The organism is Ensifer sp. 22460, from assembly GCF_052044935.1.
Taxonomy (GTDB): domain Bacteria; phylum Pseudomonadota; class Alphaproteobacteria; order Rhizobiales; family Rhizobiaceae; genus Ensifer.
In genome coordinates this window covers 1-20,730 of the sequence record NZ_JBQENZ010000040.1, presented here as the reverse complement: position 1 = coordinate 20,730, position 20,730 = coordinate 1, and the positions used below count along the sequence as shown (strand labels likewise).

The window sequence follows — 20,730 nt, the reverse complement described above, 5'->3', positions numbered from 1 at the left end:
CATGAAACAGGAACAGGACGCGCCGACGACCGCGAAGGTCGACCCGGCCGAAGAGATCTGCCAGGCGCTCTTTGCCACCGATGAAGGCGCGAAAAAGGAAACGGCTCGCAAGGCCGTCGGCGGCATGACGCAGCGTCCGTGGCAGCAGTTACCGTCCCGCCTGCGCTCGGCGATACGCTCCGATGTCGGCCGGCTTGCCGACCAGAGGAAGACCCGCGAGCAGATCGTAGCACTCGGCTATTCGGTCGAGATCCTCGGCCAGGCGCTCCGCGACCTCGGCAAGTCGATCGCCTGACATGGCGCACCTCCGCACCCGGATCTTTGACGCGGTGAAGGCGCGGCTGATCGCCATTCCGCGTTTCTCCGACCCCGACAAGGTCGTCCGCGGCCGCAAGGGCGGGATCAGGCAGGAAGACTTGCCGGCACTGACGCTCACCTGGTCGGACAGCAACGAGATTGCCGACCTCAGACCATTTTCGGGCGCGAATGGTGAGGATGGTTACGATCGACGGCTGCCGCTTTCGATCGTGGTCCATCTTCGCGACGACGATCCGGAGCTTGAGTTCGACGACATCTGCGTCGAGGTGGAGAGCGCCATGGGGGCTGCCATCAAGCTCGATGGTCTCGTGATCGAGGCATTGCTCGAATCTGAGCGCCACTACGTCAACACTCAGACCGGCACGTCGCTTTGCGCCGGTTCGATCAACTACCGGATCGCCTACAAGACGCTTGCGGCCGATCCCCAGCAGCCCGCCCTCTAGGCGCGCTTCCGCTCTCACCAACCTCAGAGGACATCGCCATGGCTCTCGGCCGCGAACTTACCTTTGCCCGTGCGAATGATACGGGCAATTTCGAGCTTGCCTGCATCGTCGAGTCTCGCTCGCTCGAAATCAACAATGAAGAAATCGACATCACCAAGCCGAATTGTGCTGCTCCTGGCAGCAAGTTGGTGCTGGCATTGATGTACGGCATCCAGTCGATCCGCTTCAACGGACAGGGCTCGTTCGTGAACACTGCAACCATGAAGTCGGTCGCGGCCGACATCGTCAACCAGGTAGTTCGCGAGTGGCAAATCACCGTTCCCGGCGTCGGTACCTTTGAGGGCGACGTGCTAATCTCGGGCACCTTCTCTGGCGATAAGACGAACGAATTGCAGGCGGACATCCGTGGTGCGATGACGGGCGTGGTCACCTTCGTGCCTGCCGTGTGACGGGGGCGATGGTGGAACACGCTAACCCGATCCGTGGCGAGGCGCCGGTCAAGATCGGCGCCATCGACTTCCGCATCGCCGTCACCTTCTCCGGTCTCGCCCGGCTCTCGCAGGCGATCGGCGCCAGGACGATTGATGAGGTCTACGCCCGGCTGCTGGGTTTCGAGCCCAAGGCCGTTGCCTGCGCTGTCCGCGCGTTGATTGTCGTCGACGACGCCGACCAGCTCGACACACTGGTTGCCAAAATCCTCGCCGATGACAACATCTCGCTCGCCGACCAGGCGAACTGGCGCGAGGCGGCGGAAACGGCACTCGCGGGCCATGTCGCGGCGGGCAAGATCCGGCGCGATGAGCAGACGGCCAATGACATCGCGGCGGATGCTTTGCTGGGAAAGCCCGTCAGCCTCTCCTGATTTCCGACCATCTCAAGACGGCGTTTCGCGTCGCCACCTCTCCGAAGCTTCTCGGCTGGTCGCCGGAAGTCTTCTGGAGGTCGACGGCCGTCGAATTCGAGATGGCGCTGGAGGGGCTTTCCGGAAAACTCAGCGGCGTTCCGTTTATCTCTCGCGAAGAGGTTCGTCGCGCCGCTGCTGCGTACGGCGTTCGACCGTCGCTCAAGACCAATCCCAATCATCAAGTCATAGGGGCACCGAAGGGGTAAGTCATGTCGCGTCCTGATATTCCCGTCACAATATCCGGAGACTCGAAAGGGTTTGAGGCTTCCCTAGCTCGCATCCGAGCCATGACGAAGTCGACCGCTCTGGACGTCGTTGCGTCGATCGGTCGGATCAAAAGTCTGGCCGGCGGCGTGGCTGGCGTCGCGGCTGGGGTTGTCTCGGCCTCCACGGTAGCGATCATTCGCGACGCAGCAAGCGCAATAGCCTCGATCGGTGATGAGGCGCGGCGAGCCGGCCTCGATGTGAAGTCGTTTCAGGAACTGAAGTATGTTGCTGAGCAGAACCGCATAGGTGTCGACGCCCTCACCGACGGCATCAAGGAACTCAACCTTCGTGCAGATGAGTTCATCCTCACCGGAGGCGGCTCGGCGGCAGAAGCGTTCAAGCGTTTGGGGCTGGAGGCGGGCGATCTCAAGCGCAAGCTGAAGGACCCTTCAGAACTCTTTACGGAGATCATCGGAAAGCTGCAGCAGTTCGATAAGGCGGCACAAATCCGGATCTTGGACGAAGTGTTTGGTGGTGCCGGCGGCGAGCAGTTCGTCCAGCTCATAGAGGAGGGTGAGGCCGGTATTCGCGACACGATCAAGGCTGCCAACGATCTCGGTATCGTGCTGGACGAAAAGATGATCCAGCAGGCAGCAGAGATCGATCGCCAGTTCAATGCGATCACGACTACCGTTGGCACGAATCTCAAGGCTGCGATCGTCAATGCCGTCGGTGCCCTCGGTACCTTCATCGACGGTTTCCACGAGTTTGAGAGCCAACAGACTAAGACGCTTGAAAAACGCCAGACCCAACTGCTGGGCAGAAGGAACGACATTGCCCAGCAGATCCGTGAAGCGCGGGAGCAGCGTGAGGCAATGGGAGCATACGGTGCCAAGGGTATGCTCGATGAGCAGATCAGCCAGTTGGAAGCGTATATGGATCAACTAGGTGCCGAGGAAGACCGGGTGATTGCGATCCTTAGCGAGCGCAACTCACCAAAGCCGGCGCCGAGTGTGAAATGGACCCCGCCCGTCATCACCCCGGATGACGACAAAAAGGGGAAGGGCGGCAGCCGCTCCAAGGCCGAGCGCGCCGCCGAGAAGGAAAAGCAGGCGATCGAGAACGTCATCCAGTCCTTACGCGACGAGCTTGCGGTGATGGGTCTGACCGATATCGAGCGCGAGCGGGCCATCGCGCTGCGCGAGGCGGGTGTTACCGCTACCTCGAAAGAGGGGCAGGAAATCTCCAAGCTGATCGACCAGAAGTATAGGCAGATGGCGGCCGAGGAGGATCTGATCGATCAGCAAGACCGGATGCGCGATGCGGCGCAGCGCGTCGGCGACACACTCGACGACCAGCTTACCCGCATCGTCGACGGTACCTTCGATGCCAAGGAGGCGTTGGCGGCGCTGCTGACGGAACTGATCAACGTGCAGACGAACGGCAAGGGTCTCTTCGGCTCGCTGTTCGAAGCATTTTCTGGCGGGTTTGGCGGCGGCAACAAGGGGCTTTTCTCTCCGAGCTTTGTGCCGAACACGACGCTTGGCGATTTCTTGACCGGCGGCGCGCGCGCTGGCGGCGGCGACGTTTCGCCCGGGCGGATCTATCGGGTGAACGAATATGAGGAAGAGTTCATGGTGCCGACGAACCACGGCCGCATCATCGCGCCGAGCAAGCTGCCCGATGCGGGCGGTGCGGCCGATGGCGGGCGCTCTGTCGTTCAGATCGAACTGAGCGAGGACCTGGTTGCCAAGATCCTGCAACAGGCGAGCGGGCAGACCGTTCAGTTGATGAAACGGAACGAGGCCGCGCGGGAAAATCTCCGGCAGAACGGCGGGGACTACTGATGCCGGATCTGATCGCGCTTCCCGCCGTCGTCTATGGCCCGTCGATTTCCTTCGACCCGATCCGCACCCGTAGCACTTCGCGCATGCTCGGCCGGCGCACCGAAACGCTGTTTCGCGGCACGCCGTTCTGGGTGGCGACCTATGCCGCGGGCAAACTGACGACGGCCGAGGTTGCGGCATTCGACGCCTTCAACATGCTGGCGAGCGATGGCGGCGTGTTTGCTGGCTATGATCCGCAGAGGCCTCGGCCGATCGCCTACCAGGGCGACACGCCTTTGTCCGGTGTGAAGGCGGGCGGCGGAGCCTTCAACGGCGACGCTCTGCTTCAGTCGATCACGAACTCGCTGACGATCGTTGTCAACGGGCTGCCGGCTGGCTTTCAGCTTTCGAAGGGCGACTATGTCGAGGTGCGCAAATCCTCGCTGGTGCGCTCGCTGCATCGGATCATGGCGCCTGCGACGGCCAATGGCGCAGGCGTCGTCACCTTGTCGATCCGCTTCGCACTGGACACCCAGACCTTTGCCGCCGGGAATACGGTCCATTTCGAGAAACCGGCCTGCATCATGGAGATGGACGAGGGCAGCTACAGCCTTCCGAAGTCCTGGCCGAACTACAATGTCCAGTTCACCGCTACGGAGCTGTTCTTCTCATGAGCGTGCTTTCTCCTGAAGTCGAGGCGATCGTCGAGAGCGGCGAGTTCGCGACGCTCGACCTGATCCGCTTCGATTTGCCTGGCAAGACTGTCGGCTATCATCGTGGCGGGCGGCCGTTTACCTATAACGGCCTGAAGTACTTGCCGAACAGGTTCCTCGAGGCGGGCGACATCAACAGCGACGTCGGCGTTGCGGTGACGACCCGGACAATCCAGTTCTCGAATATCCCGGTCACAGACCCGGAAGATGCCGTCGCTAAGATCGAGGAATATGATTACCCGAACTCGCCGGTCATCATCACGCATCTTGCCGGCGCACCCAAAACCAGTGATGTCGTCGGCATTCTGGTTTCGAACCTCTATGAGATCGACCGGGTCAGCTTCAACGATGACGCACTCGACGCGAAGGGCTCCGGATTGCTGACGTTGACGATCGAGCTGCAGCCGCCTGGCCGATCGGCGCGAGGACAGACGCTGATCAAGCGCAGCTCCGGTGACCAGCAGTTCGACAATGACGACACGGATACCGGGCTCGAATACGTCGCGACCGTCGGCACGATCCCCGAGGAGTGGGGGCAGGTGTCGAGATAGGCCATGGAGCGGTTTCGTATCGGATCAGCCACGCTCGAGCGTGAGCTGTCGACCTCCTATGCCTATGGCCCTGCCGATTGCTTCCACCTCGGCTGCGCCATGGCGGACGCGCTGCACGGCACATCGCTCGTCGAGAAGTACGGCGATGCCTACAAGACGCTACGGGGCGCGCATCTCGCGCTGCGCCGGCGCGGGTTTTCGAGCCTCGTCGATTTCTGGGCGGCGGAGCTGGGTCAAGATCCGGATGGCGCCGCCTCGGCACGCTACTTCGACCTGGTCATCTTGCGCCTTGCTGATGGCGCCGAGCATGTCGGTGTCTGCATCGGCAATCGCTTCATCACCAAAACCGAGAGGGGCCGTAGCGACCACGGCCTTTCCGACGTCGTTGCGACTTTCCATCTCGGGTAATCCCTTCCATGGCAATTTTTTCGCTGGTCACGACAGGGCTTGGCGCCCTGTTCGGCTCGACTGTTATTGGCAATCTGGTTGGTGGAGCGCTGGCGTTCGGCGCGAAGCTGGGACTGACGAAGCTCGGGCAAACGCAGCAGAAGAAGCAGAAGTTCACGGCCGTCCAGGGCGAAGTCCAGATGGGCGGCGACGTGCCTGCAAGCACGCTCTACGGCATCGGCAAGACGAAGGGTCAGCGCGCCTACTACGCCAAGTGGGACAAAGGCAACAAGATGAATGCCGATGTCTTCATCCTGGCGAACGGCTGGTGTGATGGCCTTGAGCCCTACATCTACATGTATGGCCAGAAGTACAATCTGGTGTCGAAGCCGGTCGCGGGCGGCGAGGCTGCGCGCTACTTCGTCGAGGGCTTTATCGATGGTGATGGCAACAGCTCTATCGACATCCGTTTCTACGATGGTCGTCCGGGGCAGGTGGCTGATGCCGAGCTTGTCGCGAAAACGGCAGCGCTCGGCAATTCTTGGAAAGCGACCAGCCGGCTCTCCGGCCTCTGCTATGTCGTCGTCTATCGCTACTATCACCTGCAGTTCTTCCGCGATGCTGGCAGGGGACGGCCGGACATCGAGTGGATGCTGCGCGGCCTACGCGAGTATGATCCGACGAAAGATTCGACGGTCGCGGGGGGCAATGGCCCACAGCGGCTGAACACGCCTTCGACCTGGGCGCACACGCTGAGCCCTGCGGTCCACCGCCTCAACTACCAACTCGGCCTGAAGGGCTTGCGATCCGGCCGTACGCTGATCGGCGAGGGCAAATCGCTCGGGCAGCTTGACCTCTCGTCCTACTTCGTCGCGATCAACTATTGCCGGACGCTGCGCAAGGGCAAGCCGATCTATCAGTGCTCGCTCTGGGTTAATTCCGAGACCGTCCACACTGAGGCGCTGTCGGCCTTTGACGACGCGATGGCTGGTTATGGCTTGAACCGCCGCGGGCTCTCGGGTGTCGTCGTCGGTGCGCCGCAGATCCCGGTTCTGACGATCACGGATGCGGATATTCCGAGCGATCGGCCGAAACCGCGCCAGCCGCGCAAATCGGCCTTCGATCTCTTCAACCATCTGTCGGGACAGTTCACCTCGCCCGATTCGATGTGGAACCCGGAGAGCCTGAAGCCGATCGTCGTCAATGCCGACGTCGCCGCCGACAAGCGGGCGCGCCAGACTTCGATCGACTTCCTGCAGGTGTCCGATGCCGACATCGCGCAGTACCTGCTCAACATCCGCTATCGCCAGAACCGCAAGGGCGGTACCGCGACGGTGCCCGTCAGCCGCCGCGTCGGCCTCAAGGTGATGGAGGGTGAGTGGGTCACGTACCAGGGCAAGTCCTGGATGGTTTCGGGATGGCGCTGCGACGCGGATCTCCGTTTCACGTTCGTGCTGACCGAGACCGGCGCCGACATCTATGACGATGGCGACATCGAGCCCGGCCCGATCATCGTGCCGCCCGTGCCGCCCATCAATCCGTCGCAGCTCTTCACGGTGCAGAACTTCGACGTGCATGCCGGCATGATCCAGGGCGGCAACGGCTTCGACGTTCCGGCACTCGAATTCGTCTGGGACCCGCCGGACGATCCGACAATCACCGACGTGCTCTTCGTCTATCGTGTTGACGGCACAGCCGAAGAGTTCACCGACCAATGCGCCGAGCCCGAAGGTGGTCGGTACCGGACCACCAAGAACATCATCTCGGAGAAGGCCTATGTCGCGCGGGCCACGATCAAGACGAACCCCGATCGGCTTCGCACCTTTACCGCCTGGCGAACAACGGCGACTGTCACGGGGTCGCTCACCCTGCAGGTGGGGCTCGGCCAGGTCCGCGACGACGTAAAGAGCCGTTTCGAAGACATTCAGTCCGAGATGGACAACTTTTTCCGGCCTCGGATCGAAGAGCTGGCCGTCGCGTGGATGGTGGAAAGCGCCCTCGGTCAGACGCAGCGTCACGAGATCACGGCGCAGGTCGGTTCGTCGCTTGCGAAGATCGCCGACGAAACGCTGGTCAGGGCAAGGGAGGATGAGGCGCTTGCGGCTCGCATCTCCACCGTGCTGGCGCAGGTCGGTGACGTTCGTTCTGAGGTCACGAAAGAGCAGGTAGCGCGCGTCAACGCAGATGGGGCGCTGGCGTCGGACATCACGTCCCTGAAAGCTTCGACCGTAGATAACAAGGCGGCCATCTTCTCAGAAGCGCAGGCGCGCGCGAATGCCGACAACGCTTTGGCCTTTAACACGACGGTGCTGACATCGACGGTCGGGAACAATCTCGCGCGGCTGATTTCCGAAGAGCAAGCACGAGCGAACGCGGACAGCGCGCTCACGACCAGCGTCAACGGCGTCAGTGCCGATCTCAACGGGCGGTTTGCGCAAGGGCTGGTGAAGTTCGAGGCGGCCGCCGACCAATCGGGCGTCACCTCTCGCTTCTCGGTGATGCTGCGCGCGAACCTCGCGGACGCGTTCAAGGATAGCGGCTTCTACATTGAGATCTACACGGAAGGCGGGGTGCTCAAATCCCGCTTCGCCGTAAAGGCCGATCAGTTCGTTGTCTGGAACGGTGGCAGCAATGCCTTCCTGCCCATCGTCATCGAGAACGGCGAATTGAAGCTCAACATCGCAAACATCGGCTTGATCCGAGCTGGTCGCATGCTGTCGCCAGACGGCAAGGTCGATTTCAACCTCAATCTTGGCACCTTGGAGTTTTACAGCTGATGGTCCGCACCATGATCGGTATCGATTCTACAGGTGCCGCCTGCATCAAGATCATGAAGAATAGCGCGGACGATCCGCGCACCACGCCGGATAGCGAGCGCTGGAAGTTCCTCTACAACAGCAAGCTCGGCATTCAGGCGAGCTTGTGTGACATCTGGGTCGTGAACACCTTCCAGGCCGGAAACGGCGTCACCTACTACCCTCCTGGCGCCAATGCCGCGACGTTCACTTACATTTCGCTGACCGTTGCGCAGGGGACGTTATGGGGCTTTCGCAACTCGGCGTTTCCGACGCTCCGCTACAACGTTCCCCTGTTCGACGTGAAGGCTAAAAAGGGCGGCGGAAGCAATCGTTACAATCAACAGATGGTCGCCTGGACCGACAGCGGGGAATATTACCACGGTCAGGGCGGCTACTACGCCGTGGGGAACTACGCCCAAATGGGATGGGCGGAGAACATGGTTCTCAACAACAGCCTTGGGAACTTCGCATACGGCATGCCCATAATCGTCACGCCGAATGACGGAATTGACGCCTTCAACAAATTCCGATCTCGCGACAAGCGTCTGAACGTTTGGAACCTGCCGGGCAACAATGTCGCCCCGGATGACGCTCCGGTATTGGCGCCGAACGGGACCAAGACCATCAAGATATCGTCGACCGCATTGAAAATCGCCAAGCCGGGTTACAACGTTGATACTGCCACCGTCCAGCAAATGGCCTTCGATGCCTCAAAGATGCCGGTGAAGGTCATTGCTGCGGCTGACATCGCGCTTCCTGCCGGGGTGAGCTATTACCAGACCAGTATCCCTTTGCCCGATACCGTGGCGCTTGACGTTCACTTCTACGACAGCGCGACGATCATGTATCCGTCGAACCCGCAAGTCCTCGATTTCGGTGCGGAGTATTGGTTCGATGGGAGCCTGATCGGCTTTGAGGCCTCGAAGGCGATGCGGGCACGTTTCATGCTCTACATGGAAGACGTCAGCGGCCCAACGGGGGGATCGAATAAGATACTTCGGCAGTTCGAGGACGGCGGCCGTGTCGTGCAATTCCTTCGTCCCGGTTCCGCAGATCCGCCCGGCTGGGCAGATATTGTTATCGACACCCGATGGCCGCAGGTGCAGATCCTGAAAGAAGGCTATTTCACCTTCGGCGCTGGCAACGGGGTTATCACGGATATTCCCTTTGATGGGACTGGCATGTTCCCGATGGTGAAATACCTCACACACCATGGCGCCGGGAACGGTGCGAGCCTCGGGCAGAACAACCTTCCAATGTCGTGGAGTGCCATGTGGCGCCTGCCGTTCGTGAAACGGCTGAAATATCCCTACAACGGCCAAGCCCACGCTGGGGAAAGCACTTTCTGCGAACTGACGGCGAACAACGCTCGGTTCTACACCTTCACCGGCAACGTCGGCGATTACTACAATCGCAGCGATAGCCCTGGAACCTGGCGAACCTCCGGGGCCTACTCGCCGGGCGGCATTCGCTATTACATCTTCGGCATTCCAGCTTAGGAAGCTCCCAACATGACCACTCCTTACACGGCAGGGACCGTCACCCTGACGAATGGCAGCGCTGTGATCGCGGGCATCGGCACGGCCTGGCAAACCGCGCTGATCGCCGGCGGCATTCTGATCGCGGAAGCGGACGGCAACCCGCTACCGATCCTCTCGGTCGACAGCAACACCCAGATCACCGCCGCGATCAAATGGAAGGGAGCTTCCGGCACCTATCCTTATGCGATCATGCGCGACACCGCCTATGGACAGCAGACAGTTGCCAACGCTCAGGCGCTGGCGAACTACCTCACGCGGCTGGACACGCCGACGCTCTCGGCCTTGAATGCCCTCGGGCCGTCGATGATCGCTGATAGGGTGCCGTTTGCGACGAGCAACGCCGCGATGGCGTGGGCACCGTTCACCAGCTACGGGCGAACACTAGTGGCGGCAACGACCGACGCGACCTTTGCATCGGCTGCAAAGGTTGTGCGGCGCTCTGGCGGCTCGAACATGGGCGCCAGCAATGACGTCATGCTCGGATGGCACTCCACCGAAGGGCAGCTCATCGCCCAGATAGATGCGGTGCCGCTCGGCAAGGTGTGGACGGACTACTACGCGACGACTGCTGGCGCCGCTGACATGCGTTCCAAGATCGGGGCATTCTCAACAGCGGGCGGTACCGTAAACGGCGCTGTCACTGTCGCCGGCGACCTTACGTTATCCGGTTGGGTCTACGCCAATGGCGGAATGGTTCGCATTAACGGCGCTTCTGGATCGACCAGGCAGGTATTGCTGACCACGAATGGCCAGGCCCGCTGGGGTATTGAAGCCACCGCGGAAGCCGAGACCGGAAACAATGTCGGATCTAACCTGGGCTTCAGCCGCTACGGCGAAGGCCCTACATGGGAAGGCTACGCCTTTAGCATCAATCGTCGCTACGGGATTGTCGAGACCAGGCAAACTCCGCTGATGCACTGCTATGCGGGACAGGGGACGGCAACACTGGGCGCCGGACAGCACCACGGCATCCTTGGTTCAACATTCGGCTTCGACTTCCTACGTGGCGGCAGCGGCTCAGCGTTCACCATTGGCGGCAATCCCGGCATCGGCGGCCGCGCCGTGCACATCCCGGTTGCAGGGTGGTACAGGTTGACGGCGTGCGCTGTCGTGAATTCGCCGTCGCCATCTGTGTTCGGACTTGGCGTCAACGGCAACTCGTGGGTGGCCATGTACTGCCCGACAAACGCTTGGGTCAGCATGACCCGAACGGTGATCGCGTACATGAACGCCAACTCGTACATCTCTTGGTGCGGCATCACCGGTTCAACCGTGATGAGCTTGGAAAACTCAAGCTTGAGCATCGAATTCATCCAATTCTAAGGGGGTCTCTATGGAGTACATCGTCACGCTTGAAACGTCGCCAGAGGATGACAAGGCTCTGGCCCACGTCTACCGATCGGGCGGCGTTCAGTTCGCCTTGAACTCTGTTGCGCGGAGCGTCGTCAATTCCGCCCGTGACCAGCTCGTGCGTTTCGAGCGAGAGGCGGCGGCAAGGGAAGGCCGGCTTCTCATCGGAGATGACGACACCATTATTCGTGCTGCACTGGCGCCGGATGCTGAAACCCGCGAAGCGCAAACTTTGGCCAGGATCGCGCAAGAGCGTGCCGAGATGGAAAAGAACCAGCCGCTGAGCGCGCGCCAGCTTCGCCTCGGCCTTGTCAACAATGGCTTCTCCCTTGCCCAGGTCGAGGCGGCGATCGACGCGCTGCCGGATGGGGCTGACAAGGAAAGGGCTCGAATCGAGTGGCAATATGCCGGCGAGTTCAAGCGGGATCATCCACTGCTGATGACAATTGCCGCGCAGCTCGGGATCTCGGCCGAGCAGTTCGAAACCATGTGGGCCGAGGCGCAGAAGCTGTAGTTCGCCCTCAGATCGCTCGCGTCACCACCTGAGCCGCGACCGATACCAGCAAGGCCGCAAGCGCGACGGCTACGGCGCTCGTGGGCGAGATTCCAGCATAGACCATGGGGTTAGGCGTCGTCGGATTGCTCGATTAGTGCCTGGAAGAAGAAGTTGACTGCCGTATGAGGGGTCGCGGCCGTGACCCAGAGCGGATCGTTCGCAACAACCAGCCTTCGATGACCATTGCCAAAGTCCATCTCCGACACGGCCTCGTAGATTGCGCATGCGCGTTGAGTCTTGGGATTAAAGGCGATCTCGAACATGGCCCTCGGGTGGCCCGACGCGATCTGCGAACACCTGGACCTGGTAGGCCCTGAAATCTCGTTTATCGGCACAGGTCTCAATCTGCCGCAGGATCGCAGGGTTCAACTCGGCCTGATCGACAGCAATTGGCGGAGACCAAAATGGACCACACTGGCCCTCCGAAGTCTGACGGTCATCGACACGCATAACATTGCGCTCCCCTTGCGCGCTCATTTCGGGCGGCAATCATCGTACTATTCGGCGCCCGCGAGCGCCATCCCAATCATAGCCCATCATGCTCCCCCTGCCGGCATCATGCCGCGCCGGATGGTGGCCTGTTTTCCTAACGAAGAGGTAAATCCGATGAACAGAACGACGTTCCTCGCCTATGCGAGGCGCGCGCCTTTTGGCCACCGCCTGACGCAATCCCAGATCGACGGCATGAATGCCATCCTCGACGAGTGGGATCGGCGACAGTCGACCGGCAAGGTGATCGACAACCGGTATCTCGCATACATGCTGGCGACCGTCTTTCACGAGACCGGCGGCACGATGCAGCCGGTAACCGAGAACCTCAGCTATTCGGCCGAGCGTCTCACTCAGGTGTGGCCGTCCCGGTTCCCGACGATCGCCAGCGCCAAGCCTTTCGCCCGCAATCCGCGCAAGCTGGCGAATAAGGTCTATGGCGGCCGGATGGGCAACACGGCGCCCGATGACGGTTGGCTTTATCGCGGCCGAGGCCTGCCGCAAATCACCGGCAAGGCGAACTATGCCAAGTTCGGTATTGCCGACACGCCGGAGAAGGCTGGCGAGATGGCGACGGCCGTTCGGATCCTTTTCGACGGCATGATCGCCGGCACCTTCACCGGCAAAAAGCTCGCCGACTATTTCAAGCAGGTCGACGACGATCCGGTCGGCGCGCGCGCGATCATCAATGGGACTGACAAGGCGAAGCTGATCGCTGGCTATTACCGGAACTTCCTCGACGCGCTCGAGGCGTCGCGAACGCCGGCCGAGCAGCCGGACGTGAAGCCGGAAGCGGCCAAGGCTGACGACGTACCGGCTGCGAAGAGTGGAACGGCTGTGACCACCGTCGGCGGCTTGTTCGGCGGCGCTGGCCTTTCGGCAGTCCTGGGTGTCAACAATCCCTATGCCGCCGGCATCGCCGCGCTGCTGATCGTCATCGGCTCGATCGCAGCTTTCATGTTCTTCACTGGCCGCTGGTCGGTCAACCGCGCTCCGGCCCGCTGACATGTGGCCACGCATCATCATCAGCGGGCTCGTGCTCGCCGGTCTCATCTGGCTCGTTGTCGAGATCCGCGAGGACGGTGCGCAGTCCGTCACCACCAAGATTGAAAGGCAGAACAATGAAGCGGCGAGCCGCGCTCATTCGAAGCGCATTGATTACGATTCCTGCCTTGATGCTGGTGGGCTGTGGAACTTCGGCGCCGGCGAGTGTGACGGCTCTTAGAAGCATCGTCGGGACAGACCTGATCGGCGCGCGAGGGGCGACGCCGGAAGATCAGCGAAAGATAGACCGGACCGCCGTCGGTATCTGCGCCGCGGCGATCTGGACGAAGGCGGAATGCAAGCGACACGGGGAAAATCGCTGACATGCAGGAAAAGTACACGTCACTTATCGAGCTGCTCAACGCCTGGTTCGGCGGCGCGGCGACCACCCTCATCGCAGTCTTCGCCGGCCGCCTCATGTGGCACACAAACGAGGTGCGAAAGATGCGACGCAAGTTTTTCGGCAAGGAACTGCTGTGGGAGATGCCGATCGCGGTCGGCATGGCCTTCATCGGCGAAGGATTGGCGACGTGGCTTGCTCTTGGTCAACCGATGGCGACGGGCATGATTGCCGCGCTTGCCTACCTGGGGCCGCGTGGGTCGGAGGTGCTGTTCATGCGGTGGTTCGGGGCGGCGGTCGATAAGCAGAGCTGAGCGAAGCCTGAACACGTTGCTCTCTCCCGCGGTTTCGGCCCGGGGCCTTTTTTCGTGTTTGCGGCTGATGATCAGCCTTTGCTTTTCTTGGGGTCTTTAGAGCGTGGATACGTTCGCTCCTCCTGAATCGTGTTGTCGACTTTCCGGATGCGGACTGACCCGCCGCTCGGTCCAACAGTATCACGCAAGCTCTTCAGGGCTTCACTCTTCGTATCGAATTGTGCCTTTGCGCGGTTGGACCCTTCTTTTTCAAGGCGCCATTTCTCCGACTTGCCATCTTTGTGCAGCGTGTATTTGTCCAGGCTCATTCGCTCCTCCTCCGTAGCCCATAGGTGGCTGCCGCCAGTTTGCCAAAAACTATGGAAAGTTCAACCGAAGGGCGACTTGCGAATCCACTGCGCACCTTGAATAAGATTTACGACTTGGCTCTTTCGCAGGGGGATGCGGTGCTTGAGGTAATTCAAGGTTGGCTTACGGCAATCGCAACGGGTGCCGGCGTTTATGTGGCCGTTGGTGGGCTCAACGCTTGGCGCAGAGAAACCACCGGCAAGCGAGATATCGAGTTGTGCCAAGCCGTCATAGAGCGTTTCTATGAGGCCGAGCAACGGATGGATGCACTGCGATCACCGGCGTCCTATGCATCGGAGGGGAAAACGCGTCAGAGGGATGAAAGCGAAAGCGACGAAGAGCGGGATCGCCGCGATCATCTTTTCGTGCCCTTGGCTAGGCTGGAATCGCAGAGTGAATTTTGGTCGGAATTTTTCTCCTACAGTTTCAGAATGCGCGCCTTGTTTGGCGAGAACGCTGCGGCTGCTTTCGATACAGTGGATGCTGCGCTCCGGTCTTTCCGAGCGGCGGCGATCACCCGATATCAGGCTCTCTTCAGAAACCCAAACGGGCTCAACGCTGAAACCCACCAACGGTTCGAGGAGAGGATCTGGGCTGGCTATGCTGAGCGAGACGAGATCGCAGCCAAGATGGCCGAGGCAATTAAAGCAATGGAGGCAATCTGCATCCCCATCGTTCGTTCAACAAAGCCAAGCGCCCTGGTGGCGAACTTTCTCAAGCGCTATCGCCTGTTCTGATGTTCGTGGGCAAAGAGACGGGCGCGGTGCGCGGCCGTCATTCCCGGCCACGTCAGGTCGAGCACCGCGTCATAGCAGCGCTCACAGGCTGCAGCCGCCTCTCGAGCACTCTCGGCCGCGCCGTTCAATGAGATCGCGACGGCCGGATCGTTGATGCCGTGCTGGAAGTTCATGAACCATAGCCAGTAACTGCCGGCTACCGCCTTCTGAACTCGGCCCATGCGACGGTCGCCATCGTCGCCATGAAACAGCGTTTCGGGGTCGCCGGGATGCCTCTTCCAACGATACTTGAGCTTGATCTCTCCCTGCATCGGACTACTCGGCAACCTTGCTAGCCCCAATCGCGAGGCACTCTGTGATCTCGGTGTGGGTGATTTTATGGGGTTCGAGCCAGATCACCCGCTCTGCCCACAGAAGCTCCTGGTCGAGCAATGGTTCGCCGGTAACCGACAGCAGATCCCACGTGCCTGGCACTCTACCCTTGCGCAGATACCTCAGGAGGGTCCGACCAGACTTCGTGTGCGCGATGCACAGCTCGTCAATCAGATCGTCATTTGGCTTGGTTTCCTGGCCAGGCACAAAAGCCCACCAACCATCCCTTATGGCGCCCATGGTGTAGCCGCGAACCGAATAGGCGGCCGCGCGCTTCGTCGTGAAAGCGGCGGGCAGGACCGACGGAGAAGGGGGGGAGTGCATCATGGCCTTGGCTCCAAGATTATTCTGTTCTCTAAATGTTCCAAAGCCAAGTTGGAGTCAAGCTGGCAAGAACCTTGTAGAATTCTACAAATTGCGCGACGTGAAGAAGCCTGATCTGATACGGGCATGACCACGAAACTCGCAGACCTAAAGCTAAAGCCCTGGCTTCTAACCGAGCTTAACCAGCTCGGTTATGAGACGGCAGAGGATTTGAAAGATGTGCCCGGGGCGGAGCTGCTCCGGATACCAGGTATGGGCGGCGCATGTTGGAGGAAGATCTCCAAAGCACTTGGGCGCGAGCCGTTTTCCGACGCATGGCGCGAGAAACCATGACCGATCCCTACCAACCTCGCTACCAGTGGCGCCGCACAGAGCTGGACGCCAACGACCCGCCGACCGATCTCGATTGGCTCGGCTTCGATGGCGTCGGCTACATCGGCAGGATCAGAAAAGAGACCAGCGGCCCTATTGCCGGCCGTTGGCAATGGGCAGGATCAATTCCCCGGACCTTCCAAGGCGCTCCGCCGACACCGAACCAGGGCTACTGCGACACCGCACGCGAGGCCACTGAGATGGTCGAGACGTATTGGGACTGGTGCCTCGCGCGGATGAAAGCGTAATTTCAAGAATCTCTATTTTAGAGATTGCTTTGACAATTTTTCGACTTTGACGTTCAATCCCTATGCAAGGGTGGCATAGGGGGAGATATGCGCCATCAGTATCGTAGAGTTCCGCGCAAAAGGTCGATGCTGCGTGAAGCGCCGGCCTTAATGGTCCTCATCGGGGTCACGGGCATTGCTGGGGTAACTTCGATCCAGGAGTGGATCGCGGAGCCTTCTACGCTTCTCTCCATGGTCGACCCAAGCTGCAACATCAAGGGCAACGTCAGCATCAACACCGGAGAGCGGATCTACCACGTCCCCGGCCAGACGTTTTACTCAGAGACCGTGATCAATTCCCGCTACGGCGAACGCTGGTTCTGCAGTGAGGCCGAGGCGCGGGCCGCTGGGTGGCGACGGGCACGGCGATAGAGCAGACCTTTTCACGGCTTTGTGCGTTAATGCGGAATGGCTAAAACACTGAGAAGGAAACCGCCCCCCGCCTCGCCGGCCGATCCGATGCCGAGCAGCATTCCTCCCTGCGTGGCGACTCTCGCCGATAAGCCGCCGCCCGGGCAGGGATGGCTCTACGAGGTTAAGTGGGACGGCTATCGGCTCGCCATCCACGTAGAGCAGGGAAGGGTGAAGGCGATCACGCGCGGCGGCTATGACTGGACGCGGCGTTTCGGATCGATCGTCGCTGAGGCGCGCCAGCTTGGGCACGCGTCCATGATCCTTGACGGTGAGGCGGTCGTTCTCGACGATCGGGGCCGCTCGGATTTCGGTCTGCTGCAGAGGGCGCTTGGCAAGCGACCGAGCCTCCACGACAGCGGCGAAGTCCTCTTGATGGCCTTCGACCTCCTCTATCTCGACGGCCGCGATCTGCGGCTATTGCCATTGTCGGAGCGCCGACGCCTGCTAGAGCCGATCGTCGCCGGGAGGACTGGCGCGATCCGTTTTTCCGAAGAGGTCGACGCGGACGGTGCAGAGTTTTTCCGCGTCGCATGCGAGCACGGGCTCGAAGGCATCATCGCGAAGCGGCGGGATAAGCCCTATCACTCGGGCCGGCGGCCGGAATGGCTGAAGATCAAATGCGCCAGGCGCGATACTTTCGCCATCGTCGGCTATGAAGCGTCGAGCATACCAGGCGCGATCGGACGCCTGCTTCTGGCTGCGATGAAGGCTGGCGATCTCGTCTATGTAGGAGGTTGTGGCACCGGGTGGAGCAATCAAGAATCGGTGGCGCTGCGGGAGCTACTCAATGCGATCCCGGCGGATAAGCCGGCGGTTGCGCTGAAGCGGAAGGGCGCGTTCTTCGCGCGGCCACTTCTCGTCGCCGATGTCGAGTATCGCGCCTGGACGCAAGATGGAAAGCTTCGACACCCTTCGTTCAAAGGCGTACGCGAGATGGAAGGGCCATCTGACGTTTTCGAAATCAACCGCGACGCATGACGGCGCGTAAATGAGATTGGCCGGAGGGCGTGCCCTCCGGCCTTTGGCTGCCCGGCCACGGGTGGTCGCAGCCCTAGAGCTGCAACGGCGGAGCTGATTGGCGTCGTTCCCGCCTGGCAATCCCAAAGGATCCTTGCCACACCCGCTGCCTGCGCAGGCGCTCGGCGGTGTGCCAGAAAAAATGGTCCTCGACAATGCAAGACAGTTTTCAGTTCACGGCCGTTCGGCCCGTGTCCCCGCCGGCGGCTTACCTCGGCGGCAAGAAGCAACTCGCGGCGCGCATCGCCTCGATGATCGAGCAGATCCCGCATACAATCGTGAGCGTCCGGTGAGCGGATTTTGCTGAACGAGCCAGTTAGGCGATGTTCTGGCATTAGAACCAGCATTAGTGCTGGCACTAATATCAGATCTGAGAGGTTGGCATGGCTCGCATGGAGATCATTTCCGGCGTTGAGCGTAGGCGGCGGTGGTCGAAGGAAGCGAAGCTGGCGATATTGGCTGAAGCCGATCAACCGGGCGTTCGCATTGGTGATGTCGCTCGTCGCCATGACATTTATCCTGCGCAGATCCGTTTATGGCGGAAAGCGCTTAGCCACTTCGATGTGTCAGCAACGTTCCTTCCGGTCCACCTGGTCAACGAAGTAAGCCTCGGGCAGATGCCGGCGGCCGGCGGGGCGCCCGCGCTTATCAAGATCCAGCTACGAAATGGTCGCAGTTTGAAAGTTCCGGCGGACATTGAACGCAAGACGTTGTCATCGTTGATCGCGTGTGTTGAGGCTGCATGATCGGGCCGACAGGAAATGTGCGGGTCTACTTGGCTTGCGGGGTGACCGATATGCGGCGCGGTATCGATGGTCTGTCTGCTATGGTCGAGGCGGTGATCAAGGAAGCGCCGGGTTCCGGAGCGATCTTCGGCTTCCGTGGAAAGCGCGCCGACCGGATCAAGCTTCTATGGTGGGATGGCCAAGGGTTCTGCCTGTTTTACAAGATTCTCGAGCGCGGATACTTTCCTTGGCCGACGGCGAAAGATGGTGTTGCGCATCTGACGCAGGCTCAGTTGTCGATGCTTGTTGAGGGGATTGACTGGCGCCGACCAGCGTGGACTTCCGCCCCTGGCCGCACGGGTTAAAAGCTATATTTTACAGGCACATCCGGGGCAAAACGCTAGTGCTTTCGCTGCAAATCGGCTATGTTTTTGGGCATGAAAGCACCGCCGCTGGACAGTCAGGACGAGCTATTGGCATTGCGCGCGCTCGTCGCAGAACAGGCGGCGAAACTCAGCGCACAAGAAGCCGAAGTCATCAAACGCGACTCGATCATCGGCCTTCTGCGCGCGCAGTTGGAACTGCTCCGACATCGGCAGCACGGCGCATCCTCGGAAAAGATCGATCGGAAGATTGAGCAATTCGAGCTGATGCTCGAGGAGATCGAGGCTTCCCGCGCCGAGGCTGATGCTCGTTCCGGAAAAGGCCTGCTGCCAGATCTGGATGATACCCCCGACAAGCCGAAACGCAGACCTCTGCCGGATGGCCTTCCAACTGAAGAGCGGGTGTACACAGCGCCCTGCAGTTGCCCGACTTGTGGTGGCATGTCGTTCCTGAAGGCGGCCGACAAGGTGGTCCAGGTGATGGAGCATGTGCCGGCTTCGGTGAAGATCGTCCGGCATATCGAGAAGCGCATGGTCTGTAAGGACTGCGACACGACGGTATCGGGTGAGATGCCGAGCTTGCCGATCGAGCGAGGGAAACCTGGACCAGGACTGCTCGCACACATCATGGTCGCCAAATTTGACGATCATATCCCACTCTATCGTTTGTCCGAGATGTACGACCGGCTGGGGATAGACATCTCCCGGTCTGTCATGGCGGACTGGGTTGGCCGTGTGTCCGTTCTGCTCTCGCCCCTCATCTTGCTGATCAGAGCCCATATCGCCGCGGTCGACCGAGTACACACGGACGATACGCCGGTCGATGTTCTCGATCCAGGACGAGGAAAGACGAAGACCGGCAGGGTCTGGGTCTATGTCTTCGACGGCAGCGGCTACCAGGATCCCACGCCCGGAGCGATCGCCTATTACTATAGCCCCGACCGAAAGGGCGTGCATCCGGCTGAACACCTCGCTGACTTCAGCGGCGTAATGCATGCGGATGGCTATGCTGGCTATAGCAAGCTTTACGGCAACCAGATCATCGAAGCCGCCTGCATGGCGCATGTTCGCCGCAAGTTCCATGATGTGATCAAGCTCAAGCCATCTCCGATCGCCGACGAGGCTCTGTCGCGCATCGGTGCACTCTACGATATCGAGGATCGTATCCGCGGCATGTCTTCCGACGAGAGGCGAACACTGCGCCAGCAACACGCCAGACCCATTCTGGCGGACCTCAAGGCTTGGATTGAAACGTCGCTTTCGACGCTGCCGCAGAAACAGAAGCTTGCCGAAGCGATGCGATACGCTCTCTCGCGATGGGCAGCTTTGAGCGTCTACATTGACGATGGCCGTGTCGAAATCGATAACAACATAGCTGAGCGCGCTATGAGGCCACTCGGAATTGGAAGAAAAAATTGGCTCTTTGCTGGGTCAGACAAGGGCGGCGAGCGCATCGCCAATATCCTGACCATCATCGAAACAGCTAAACTCCATGGCCACAATCCAGAGACCTATCTGGCAGACGTCCTGACCAGGATCCAGAGCCATCCCAAGGATCGACTTGCGGAACTGCTCCCGTGGCAGTGGACTCCGGCAAAAGACCGGTACGAGGCTGCGTGATGGCACGCTCAAGGATCATCTATACCCTCAAACAGGTCGCTGAGATGATCGGCGAGAACCTCGAGTTGATCGAAGAGGTGACCGCCAACTCGGATAATATCAGCGAAGGCGAATTGCTTTATGTCCGCGACGGCAGCGAATACGGCACAAAGGGCCTGACCGAGAACGGCGTGGACGAGCTCCAGAATCTCCTCGCCGACATACGGACATGGGATGGTGGAATCCGCCAGTTTCTCGTCGATGAACAATGCGATCCGGATGTGGTCGACCGCGTAATGGCAGACGAGATGAAACGCGACCTATAATATCGGCCTCTCGACCAAGCGAAAATGCCTTCGCCGGACGCTCAC

30 protein-coding genes are annotated in these 20,730 nt (G+C 60.4%); 26 read left to right on the top strand and 4 right to left on the bottom strand.

Going from position 1 to position 20,730, the window contains the following annotated elements:
- Position 1: 1 nt before the first annotated feature.
- The 12 genes from ACTJKM_RS32945 to ACTJKM_RS32890 all read left to right on the top strand — a co-directional run bounded on the left by ACTJKM_RS32945 (position 2) and on the right by ACTJKM_RS32890 (position 11,552).
- Positions 2-295, top strand: coding sequence for a hypothetical protein (locus ACTJKM_RS32945; RefSeq protein WP_440661692.1), 294 nt, complete (start codon positions 2-4; stop codon positions 293-295).
- A gap of 1 nt (position 296) precedes the next feature.
- A complete protein-coding gene (locus tag ACTJKM_RS32940; RefSeq protein ID WP_440661691.1) occupies positions 297-761 on the top strand; it encodes a hypothetical protein in 465 nt (154 codons plus the stop codon).
- A gap of 38 nt (positions 762-799) precedes the next feature.
- Entirely contained in the window at positions 800-1,210 is a 411-nt protein-coding gene (locus ACTJKM_RS32935; RefSeq protein ID WP_440661689.1) for a phage tail tube protein, read from the top strand.
- Positions 1,211-1,218: 8 nt separating this feature from the next.
- Positions 1,219-1,623, top strand: a complete 405-nt coding sequence (locus ACTJKM_RS32930) for a hypothetical protein (RefSeq protein ID WP_440661687.1) — start codon at positions 1,219-1,221, stop codon at positions 1,621-1,623.
- Between the two features lie 251 nt (positions 1,624-1,874).
- A complete protein-coding gene (locus tag ACTJKM_RS32925; RefSeq protein WP_440661685.1) occupies positions 1,875-3,719 on the top strand; it encodes a phage tail tape measure protein in 1,845 nt (614 codons plus the stop codon).
- A complete protein-coding gene (locus ACTJKM_RS32920; protein WP_440661683.1) occupies positions 3,719-4,372 on the top strand; it encodes a hypothetical protein in 654 nt (217 codons plus the stop codon). Before ACTJKM_RS32925 ends, ACTJKM_RS32920 begins: the two co-directional genes overlap by 1 nt.
- Positions 4,369-4,962 carry a DUF2163 domain-containing protein gene (locus tag ACTJKM_RS32915; RefSeq protein ID WP_440661681.1) on the top strand — a complete coding sequence of 198 codons (594 nt, stop codon included), beginning with the start codon at positions 4,369-4,371 and terminating at the stop codon, positions 4,960-4,962. Before ACTJKM_RS32920 ends, ACTJKM_RS32915 begins: the two co-directional genes overlap by 4 nt.
- Before the next feature lie 3 nt (positions 4,963-4,965).
- Positions 4,966-5,370, top strand: coding sequence for a DUF6950 family protein (locus ACTJKM_RS32910; RefSeq protein ID WP_440661680.1), 405 nt, complete (start codon positions 4,966-4,968; stop codon positions 5,368-5,370).
- A gap of 8 nt (positions 5,371-5,378) precedes the next feature.
- The gene (locus ACTJKM_RS32905; protein WP_440661679.1) at positions 5,379-8,126 is read left to right on the top strand and encodes a phage tail tip fiber protein; all 2,748 of its coding nucleotides are present in this window, start codon (positions 5,379-5,381) and stop codon (positions 8,124-8,126) included.
- Positions 8,126-9,646: a hypothetical protein gene (locus tag ACTJKM_RS32900; RefSeq protein ID WP_440661678.1), complete on the top strand. Its 1,521-nt coding sequence runs from the start codon at positions 8,126-8,128 to the stop codon at positions 9,644-9,646. Before ACTJKM_RS32905 ends, ACTJKM_RS32900 begins: the two co-directional genes overlap by 1 nt.
- 12 nt (positions 9,647-9,658) lie before the next feature.
- Positions 9,659-11,011, top strand: coding sequence for a hypothetical protein (locus ACTJKM_RS32895; RefSeq protein ID WP_440661676.1), 1,353 nt, complete (start codon positions 9,659-9,661; stop codon positions 11,009-11,011).
- A 10-nt stretch (positions 11,012-11,021) separates the two neighbouring features.
- Entirely contained in the window at positions 11,022-11,552 is a 531-nt protein-coding gene (locus ACTJKM_RS32890) for a hypothetical protein (RefSeq protein ID WP_440661675.1), read from the top strand.
- 110 nt (positions 11,553-11,662) lie between these two features.
- Here ACTJKM_RS32890 and ACTJKM_RS32885 read toward each other — a convergent pair whose 3' ends face one another.
- Positions 11,663-11,857 carry a hypothetical protein gene (locus ACTJKM_RS32885; RefSeq protein WP_440661674.1) on the bottom strand — a complete coding sequence of 65 codons (195 nt, stop codon included), beginning with the start codon at positions 11,855-11,857 and terminating at the stop codon, positions 11,663-11,665.
- Between the two features lie 343 nt (positions 11,858-12,200).
- Here ACTJKM_RS32885 and ACTJKM_RS32880 point away from each other — a divergent pair, with 343 nt between their 5' ends.
- The 4 genes from ACTJKM_RS32880 to ACTJKM_RS32865 are packed head-to-tail and all read left to right on the top strand — an operon-like array spanning position 12,201 to position 13,781.
- Positions 12,201-13,088 (top strand): chitinase, encoded by an 888-nt coding sequence (locus ACTJKM_RS32880; protein ID WP_440661673.1) that lies wholly within the window; start codon positions 12,201-12,203, stop codon positions 13,086-13,088.
- A gap of 1 nt (position 13,089) precedes the next feature.
- Positions 13,090-13,308 carry a hypothetical protein gene (locus ACTJKM_RS32875; RefSeq protein WP_440661672.1) on the top strand — a complete coding sequence of 73 codons (219 nt, stop codon included), beginning with the start codon at positions 13,090-13,092 and terminating at the stop codon, positions 13,306-13,308.
- On the top strand, positions 13,205-13,450 hold the full coding sequence (locus ACTJKM_RS32870) for a hypothetical protein (RefSeq protein ID WP_440661671.1): 246 nt from the start codon (positions 13,205-13,207) through the stop codon (positions 13,448-13,450). The genes ACTJKM_RS32875 and ACTJKM_RS32870 overlap by 104 nt, the downstream gene beginning before the upstream one ends.
- 1 nt (position 13,451) lies before the next feature.
- Positions 13,452-13,781, top strand: coding sequence for a phage holin family protein (locus ACTJKM_RS32865; protein WP_440661669.1), 330 nt, complete (start codon positions 13,452-13,454; stop codon positions 13,779-13,781).
- Positions 13,782-13,852: 71 nt separating this feature from the next.
- Here ACTJKM_RS32865 and ACTJKM_RS32860 read toward each other — a convergent pair whose 3' ends face one another.
- Positions 13,853-14,089: a DUF2188 domain-containing protein gene (locus ACTJKM_RS32860; protein ID WP_440661668.1), complete on the bottom strand. Its 237-nt coding sequence runs from the start codon at positions 14,087-14,089 to the stop codon at positions 13,853-13,855.
- 24 nt (positions 14,090-14,113) lie between these two features.
- On the opposite strand from ACTJKM_RS32860, the gene ACTJKM_RS32855 reads away from it, so the two are divergent.
- Positions 14,114-14,866 carry a hypothetical protein gene (locus ACTJKM_RS32855; RefSeq protein WP_440661666.1) on the top strand — a complete coding sequence of 251 codons (753 nt, stop codon included), beginning with the start codon at positions 14,114-14,116 and terminating at the stop codon, positions 14,864-14,866.
- Here ACTJKM_RS32855 and ACTJKM_RS32850 read toward each other — a convergent pair.
- Both ACTJKM_RS32850 and ACTJKM_RS32845 read right to left on the bottom strand, forming a co-directional pair.
- Positions 14,851-15,177, bottom strand: a complete 327-nt coding sequence (locus ACTJKM_RS32850; protein ID WP_440661665.1) for a hypothetical protein — start codon at positions 15,175-15,177, stop codon at positions 14,851-14,853. The genes ACTJKM_RS32855 and ACTJKM_RS32850 overlap by 16 nt on opposite strands.
- Before the next feature lie 4 nt (positions 15,178-15,181).
- The gene (locus tag ACTJKM_RS32845) at positions 15,182-15,565 is read right to left on the bottom strand and encodes a hypothetical protein (RefSeq protein WP_440661664.1); all 384 of its coding nucleotides are present in this window, start codon (positions 15,563-15,565) and stop codon (positions 15,182-15,184) included.
- A 123-nt stretch (positions 15,566-15,688) separates the two neighbouring features.
- On the opposite strand from ACTJKM_RS32845, the gene ACTJKM_RS32840 reads away from it, so the two are divergent.
- From ACTJKM_RS32840 to ACTJKM_RS32800, 9 genes are all read left to right on the top strand, one after another.
- Positions 15,689-15,895: a hypothetical protein gene (locus tag ACTJKM_RS32840; protein WP_440661663.1), complete on the top strand. Its 207-nt coding sequence runs from the start codon at positions 15,689-15,691 to the stop codon at positions 15,893-15,895.
- Positions 15,892-16,182 (top strand): hypothetical protein, encoded by a 291-nt coding sequence (locus ACTJKM_RS32835; protein ID WP_440661662.1) that lies wholly within the window; start codon positions 15,892-15,894, stop codon positions 16,180-16,182. The genes ACTJKM_RS32840 and ACTJKM_RS32835 overlap by 4 nt, the downstream gene beginning before the upstream one ends.
- A gap of 87 nt (positions 16,183-16,269) precedes the next feature.
- Positions 16,270-16,593 carry a sunset domain-containing protein gene (locus ACTJKM_RS32830; RefSeq protein ID WP_440661660.1) on the top strand — a complete coding sequence of 108 codons (324 nt, stop codon included), beginning with the start codon at positions 16,270-16,272 and terminating at the stop codon, positions 16,591-16,593.
- A 111-nt stretch (positions 16,594-16,704) separates the two neighbouring features.
- Positions 16,705-17,613 carry a non-homologous end-joining DNA ligase gene (gene ligD / locus ACTJKM_RS32825; RefSeq protein WP_440661659.1) on the top strand — a complete coding sequence of 303 codons (909 nt, stop codon included), beginning with the start codon at positions 16,705-16,707 and terminating at the stop codon, positions 17,611-17,613.
- Positions 17,614-17,807: 194 nt separating this feature from the next.
- The gene (locus ACTJKM_RS32820) at positions 17,808-17,945 is read left to right on the top strand and encodes a hypothetical protein (RefSeq protein WP_440661658.1); all 138 of its coding nucleotides are present in this window, start codon (positions 17,808-17,810) and stop codon (positions 17,943-17,945) included.
- Positions 17,946-18,044: 99 nt separating this feature from the next.
- A complete protein-coding gene (gene tnpA / locus ACTJKM_RS32815) occupies positions 18,045-18,398 on the top strand; it encodes an IS66-like element accessory protein TnpA (RefSeq protein WP_440660025.1) in 354 nt (117 codons plus the stop codon).
- Entirely contained in the window at positions 18,395-18,742 is a 348-nt protein-coding gene (tnpB, locus tag ACTJKM_RS32810) for an IS66 family insertion sequence element accessory protein TnpB (protein ID WP_018240454.1), read from the top strand. Before tnpA ends, tnpB begins: the two co-directional genes overlap by 4 nt.
- A gap of 72 nt (positions 18,743-18,814) precedes the next feature.
- A complete protein-coding gene (gene tnpC / locus ACTJKM_RS32805) occupies positions 18,815-20,380 on the top strand; it encodes an IS66 family transposase (protein ID WP_440660024.1) in 1,566 nt (521 codons plus the stop codon).
- The gene (locus tag ACTJKM_RS32800; protein ID WP_440660022.1) at positions 20,380-20,685 is read left to right on the top strand and encodes a hypothetical protein; all 306 of its coding nucleotides are present in this window, start codon (positions 20,380-20,382) and stop codon (positions 20,683-20,685) included. The genes tnpC and ACTJKM_RS32800 overlap by 1 nt, the downstream gene beginning before the upstream one ends.
- The last annotated feature ends 45 nt before the right edge of the window (positions 20,686-20,730 follow it).